At 51.2% G+C, this 6,256-nt stretch carries 6 protein-coding genes; 1 reads left to right on the top strand and 5 read right to left on the bottom strand.

What is annotated here, in order from left to right; translation table 11 throughout:
* Nucleotides 1-166: 166 nt before the first annotated feature.
* On the bottom strand, nt 167-454 hold the full coding sequence (gene spoIIID, locus RUMCAL_RS04150; RefSeq protein WP_021681299.1) for a sporulation transcriptional regulator SpoIIID: 288 nt from the start codon (nt 452-454) through the stop codon (nt 167-169).
* A 253-nt stretch (nt 455-707) separates the two neighbouring features.
* Between spoIIID and RUMCAL_RS04145 the strand changes: the two genes are divergently transcribed.
* Complete coding sequence (locus RUMCAL_RS04145; RefSeq protein ID WP_040646928.1) at nt 708-1,568, top strand: undecaprenyl-diphosphate phosphatase; 861 nt, start codon at nt 708-710, stop codon at nt 1,566-1,568.
* A gap of 71 nt (nt 1,569-1,639) precedes the next feature.
* Here RUMCAL_RS04145 and RUMCAL_RS04140 read toward each other — a convergent pair whose 3' ends face one another.
* The 4 genes from RUMCAL_RS04140 to RUMCAL_RS16180 all read right to left on the bottom strand — a co-directional run.
* Nucleotides 1,640-2,518, bottom strand: a complete 879-nt coding sequence (locus RUMCAL_RS04140; protein ID WP_021681296.1) for a GDSL-type esterase/lipase family protein — start codon at nt 2,516-2,518, stop codon at nt 1,640-1,642.
* 23 nt (nt 2,519-2,541) lie between these two features.
* On the bottom strand, nt 2,542-3,948 hold the full coding sequence (locus RUMCAL_RS04135; protein ID WP_021681295.1) for an MBOAT family O-acyltransferase: 1,407 nt from the start codon (nt 3,946-3,948) through the stop codon (nt 2,542-2,544).
* Nucleotides 3,949-4,161: 213 nt separating this feature from the next.
* Nucleotides 4,162-5,748, bottom strand: a complete 1,587-nt coding sequence (locus RUMCAL_RS04130) for a sodium:solute symporter family protein (protein ID WP_021681294.1) — start codon at nt 5,746-5,748, stop codon at nt 4,162-4,164.
* A gap of 207 nt (nt 5,749-5,955) precedes the next feature.
* Nucleotides 5,956-6,256 (bottom strand): hypothetical protein (locus RUMCAL_RS16180; RefSeq protein WP_021681292.1); only part of this gene is annotated, 301 nt, incomplete at its 5' end.

Raw genomic sequence — 6,256 nt, 5'->3', positions numbered from 1 at the left:
AGCCGTCAGGCGGGCTTTATGCAGTGTTTCCTTCATTTCGGTGCGTTTCATCGTTCTGCAATTATCATATCATAATTGGGGGAAGAAGTAAACACAAAACAGTTCCGAAATTGCAGAGCTTTTTCGGAACTGTTTTCTCTTGACATATGCGGCTGCGAAGCCGGTTTCAGGGTGTGTTCTGCTGTAGAGATTCCTCCTCATGCTGCCGCCGCAGGGCGTACTTTCGCTTGGTGGCAAGACCGCCGCGGATATGACGTTCCTGTTTGTTTTGCTCCAGAATTTCCTTGACCTGTGTATATAGATCGGGCTGGATCTGTTCCAGTCGTTCGCTGACGTCCTTATGTACGGTGCTTTTGGAAACGCCGAACCATTCTGCTGCGGCACGGACAGTGGCTTTCTGGCGGACGATATACTCGCCGAGAATCACGGCACGTGCTTCGGGCTGTTCTTTCATGATGCCTCACTCCAATTGTGGTTTTGCTACAGCATATGCAGTACCGGCGGAAATAAGAACGAGAGAAGTGCTGTGTCGGCTTTTCTTACAGCCCACTTGCAGATTTTAAGAAAAGTTTATGAGAAATCGTTGACGTATTCCGGTAATTGTGTTACAATAGAGAACAGCGGCATAAGGTGACTTATGCAGAGTGTAGGACACTCCGGAAATACAGAGTGATCCCTGACGGATCATGGAAAGGACATTGGTACATATGGTTTGGGAACTCATCAAGTCCCTGATTTTCGGTATTGTGGAAGGCATTACAGAATGGCTTCCGATCAGCAGTACCGGACATCTGATTTTGCTGGACGAATTTTTGAAGCTGGACGCAACAGATAATTTCAAGGAAATGTTTGACGTTGTGATTCAGCTGGGAGCTATTCTGGCGGTTGTCGTCATCTACTGGAAAAAGCTGTGGCCTTTCGGCAAGCAGGATAACCCGCACCCCATGGCACAGACCGGCTTCGGGGCATGCCTGAAAAAGGACATTCTCCAGATGTGGTGCAAGGTCATCGTGGCAACAGTGCCGGCGGCAGTGATCGGGCTTCTGCTGGACGATTGGAGTCAGGCACACCTGTACAATGCGTGGACAGTTGTCATTATGCTGATCCTGTTTGGTATCGCGTTTATCTGGATTGAAAAGTGGCATAAGAACCGCACCCCGAAGATGAGCAACATTGCCTCGCTGCGATACAATACCGTTTTGATGATCGGCATCTTTCAGCTGATCGCGGCGATCTTTCCGGGAACTTCCCGTTCCGGTGCGACGATCGTGGGAGCACTGCTGCTGGGCGTTTCCCGTACAGCGGCGGCGGAATTCACCTTCTTTCTGGCGATTCCGGCAATGTTCGGGGCAAGCCTGCTGAAGCTGGTGAAGTGCGGACTGCCCTCTACCGGCATGGAAACGGCGATGCTGCTGATCGGTATGATCTCCGCGTTTGTGGTTTCCATTGTGGTGATTCGTTTCCTGATGAGTTACATCAAGAAGCATGACTTCACTGTGTTCGGCTGGTATCGTATCGTTCTCGGCGTTCTGGTGCTGATCGGCGGTATTACCGGATTTATTGGTTAAGAAAATAAAGAAAATCCCCGTGTATCCTTGTTGCGTTGGATACACGGGGATTTTTTATGGGCTACGTTTTTTTACTGTGTGGTTTCGGTGGACTGCGTTACGGCAGTGGTGTAAGTGGTGGGAGCCGTTGTGCTCACTGCTGTTCCGCCGAGGACGATGGCATGCTGTTTCAGATAATTCTCCCACAGCGACAGGGAGTTGCCCAGCAGGTGAATGCCGTCAGAGGTCAGGGACGCGTCCAGACAGCCGTTAGCGTCCATGACAGCTTCGTTGACATTCAGGTAGAAGATATTGTCCTGCGGATTTGCCAGAGCCTCCAGAGCCTGATTGCGGGCGTTGACAGTGGCGTTGTTGATTGCCCCGCCGGGGTTATCCTGCGAAGCGGCAACCACCAGAATGCTTTCCAGATAGATGACAGCATTGGGCTGTGCCTGCCGTACCTGTGCGATCACCTGAGCATATGCCTGTGCCCAGCTTTCTGTGGTGCCTGTGCCCAGTTCGTTCAGCCCCAGCATGATGTAAACCTTGCCGTACTGCTTTTGTGCCAGTTTCTGTGCCAGGGTGACACTCTCGCCGGTGTTGGGGTTGCCGGCAGCTTTTTCCGTGACTTTGAAAATGGTAAGTCCTACGCTGGAGAAGTAGTCCGCATTGGTCAGGCTGCCATAGAGGGCAAGTCCCTCGGTACGGGAGTCGCCAATGAAAAGGGCATCGTCAAAGTAGGAATCGTCTACCGTCTGAAATACCGGCGTGGGAGCAGTTGTAGTGGTGACAACCGGCTGACCGGCAGCCAGCGTGGTCTGTGCGGCGGAAGTGGTCGTCTGTGAAGCTGTCGTTGCGGAGTTGTCGATTTTCTTGGCGTTCTGTACTACCTGCCAGATGTTTGCAACGGCAATGGAAACCACGAATGCCAAGATCAGAGGGTATTGTTTGAGAAATTTCAGGAAATTCATGGAATGCTCCTTTCAAGGCACGGTCAGAACTGGAAGTACAGGAACGGGTTGTTGGTCTGTGTCATCATCGCACGAATGGAGAGTACAAACAGAATCAACAGCAACAGCAGACAGAATCCGCTTTTCCGGAATTTTTTGTAGTACATCAGCGGCAGAGGCGTACTGAACAGCACACACGGCACGAGAATTTTCCAGTAGTTGTGGAACGCCTGCACCGCATCTCGGGTGTTGGACTGCACTTCGTCAGAGGTGAGGAACGGGAACAGCCTTGTGAAATAGGTGCCCAGCTGGTGCATATCCGGAATGGCGAAAACCATCCATGTCAGCGGTATGATGAAGATGATGTAGGCATGTTTCAGCAGATGGGTGCGTTCCAGGAATTTGCCGTAGACGTTTTTTTCCAGTGTCAGAAGCACGAAGAAGATCAGTCCCCACAGCACAAAGTTCCAGCTTGCACCGTGCCACAGTCCGGTAAACGCCCAGACTGCCAGCATGTTCCGCATGGTTTTCCACTTGCCCACACGGCTGCCGCCCAGCGGGAAATAGATATAGTTCTTGAACCAGCGTCCCAGCGTGATGTGCCATCTTCTCCAGAACTCGCCGGCGGTGCCGGACATGTACGGGAGGTTGAAGTTCTGGGGAAGCTGGAAGCCCAGCATTTTTCCCACGCCGATTGCCATCATGGAATAGCCGGAGAAGTCGAAGTAGATCTGAAAGCTGTAGGCAAACGCTCCCAGCCACGCATAGGGGGTGGAGATACTATCATACCCGATAACGGACAGATTATTCCACAGACCGCCCATGGGGTTCGCCAGCAGCGTCTTGGCACTCAGTCCGAGCACAAAGGTTTCCATGCCCTCCTCCAGCAAACGGACATCGACCCGACGGTTTTTCAGCTGCGGCTGAATTTCACTGTACATGCAGATCGGACCGGAGATCAGCTGCGGGAACATGCAGAGGTACACGCCCAGATCCAGAATACTCCTTGCGGGACGCGTCTTTCCGGTGTAGACATCGATCAGGTAGGACGTGATCTGAAAGGTGAAGAAGCTGATGCCAAGCGGCATCACAAGCGATACCTTGGGAATTGCCGTATGAAAAATAGAGAGCAGGGAATTCAGGTTGCCGATCAGGAAGTTGGTGTACTTGAATACCACCAACAATCCAAAGTTGTAAATCAATCCTGCGATCAAATAGTGCTTGGCGGACTCAGGGTGTCTGGCATGTGTTCCGCTGATCATGCGGGAAAGCCCGTAGTTGATCAGCAGGGACAGCAGCAGCAACAGGGTATACCAGCCGCTGCCAATGGCGTAAAAGACAAGGCTGCCGATCACCAGTGTGATATTTCGGTATTTCTGCGGTGTGGCATAATATGCCAGCAGGAAAATCGGCAGAAACTGAAACAAAAATGCAATTGTGCTGAAAACCATAGATGATTCCTCAATTCCCCGGAGAGTATTTTTCTTCAACGGCACTGCATGTGTTTTGTGCAGTGCTGCTTTTATTGTATGCAGATTTGTACAAATAACAACACCCCGACAAGCGGGGTGTCTCATACTATATCATAGGGGAAAACTGTCGATTTTTCAAGAACTTAGTCATAACAAATAAATTACAATTCGGTGACAAACTGAATTGCGGGATCAGTCCTTCTTTTCCGGAGCTGCATAGCAGGTAAAGACCTGTTCCACGTGCTTGGGATCTTTGACCTTTGTCAGGGCACTGACGACCGGCACCACGATCAGAGAGAGCAGCATGGCAATGGCTCCGGCGTTGATCGGCGAAGCCAGATTCAGCGGCAGGCTTGCGGCAGCCTTGGAAAGTTCCGGATTCCAGCCGAAGCCGAACAGGAACATGTGCACCAGTGTCAGACCGATTCCCAGAATGAAGCTGGTCCATACTGCCGGCTTGGTGATCTTCCTGCTGAACAGACCGTACATGAACGGCCCCAGGAAAGCACCGGCAAGGGCACCCCATGAATAGGACATCAGTGTGGAAATGGAAGCGTTTTTGTTGAACGCCAGCAGTACGGAAATGACCAGAAAGACGGCGATCAGCACACGCATGATCAGCATTTCCTTTTTGTCAGAGCACTTTTTCAGATTGGGTTTGATGAGGTCGATCGTCAGCGTGGAACTGGAAGTCAGCACCAGCGAAGACAGGGTGGACATTGATGCGGAAAGCACCAGTACGACTACCAGACCGATCAGAATATCCGGCAGAGCCGTGTGCAGCAGGGACGGGATCATGGCATCGAAGTCCGGCTTGCCGTTGGATAGGGTAGAGATCACGGTCTTGCCGCTGCCATCCTCTGTCAGTGTGCAGAACAACCGGTCAAAGCCGCCCAGCAGGTAAGAACCGCCGGCAACGATCAGGGCAAAAACAGTAGAGATCACAGCACCCTTTTTGATGTCGTTTTCACTCTTGATGGCGTAGAACTTATGTATCATTTGCGGCAGTCCCCATGTGCCGAGAGAAGTCAGTATTACAACACCCAGCAGGTTCAGCGGGTCGGGACCGAATACGGAGTTCAGGGTGTTGGTCTTTCCGTTGACTTCAATCTCTCCCAGTGCAGCCAGAGCCGAAGTCAGACCGCCCTGATTCTGAATGGCACAGATCACAACAGCGGCGATGCCGATGAGCATAACAATGCCCTGAATGAAGTCGTTGATCGCAGTTGCCGCGTAGCCGCCCAGAATGACATAGATCGCGGTCAGCAGTGCCATGACAATAATGATGATTTTATAGGCACCCTCTGATTCGATCTGGAACGCCATGTTGAACAGACGGGACAGACCGTTGTAAACAGAAGCGGTATAGGGAATCAGGAACACAAATACGATCAGTGCGGCGGCGATCTTCAGCCCTTTGGAGTTCCAACGCTTTTCGAAATATTCCGGCATAGTCTTGGCACCCAGCGACTGTGTCATGATGCGGGTACGCCGTCCCAGCACGATCCACGCCAGCAGACTGCCCAGCAGGGCGTTGCCTATGCCGACCCATGCGGCGGAAACGCCGTAGGTCCAGCCGAACTGTCCGGCATAGCCGATGAATACCACGGCGGAAAAATAAGATGTGCCGTAGGCGAACGCTGTGAGCCATGAGCCAACACTGTGGCTGCCCAGCACAAAGTCGCTGACGGAACGGGTCTGCCTTGCGGTATAGACGCCGATGCCCATCATGATCGCAACATAGATGATGATCATTCCAATGGTGATTGCGGTTGTCATATTCCTCTCCTCACGGCAGCGTTTGGCTGCCTGTATAAATTTTTACAGGGGCAATACCGCACAATCTTTGTGCGGTATTGCCCAGGATGTTTTTTGCAGATGCAAAAAACACACCCTTCCAATTATAATCGAGTTGTCGGTTTTTGTCAACCCATATTTCTCGGTTTCGGGCGATTTGCTGTATGAATATGAAATATCACAGGAATGTTACATAATGTTCACCTGGATTCTGGCAGAAAAATCGGAAAAAGGCTTGACAAGCCGGTAAATGTGTGGTATTCTATAGTTAGTCAATGCTAACTCTTGAAAAAGCAAGGGGAAAACACAGAACAAAGCCAATGGAATAGCCAATGGAATAGACTTTATGCGACGTTTTTCAAAGATCCCCAGCTGCTTTCCGGTGGTTGACGAATCATCGGACAAGCAGTTCTTGGGAAATGCTGCATAAAGGAAACACAGCACGCAGATTGCATGCAAAGGCAATACCGCACAAAGAGCGTCTGGCGAC

Origin of the sequence: Ruminococcus callidus ATCC 27760 (genome assembly GCF_000468015.1) — a bacterium.
In the GTDB taxonomy this organism is placed as follows: Bacteria; Bacillota; Clostridia; order Oscillospirales; family Ruminococcaceae; genus Ruminococcus_C; species Ruminococcus_C callidus.
Note: the sequence above shows the minus strand (reverse complement) of the source record. Positions and strands in the feature narration are given on the sequence as shown.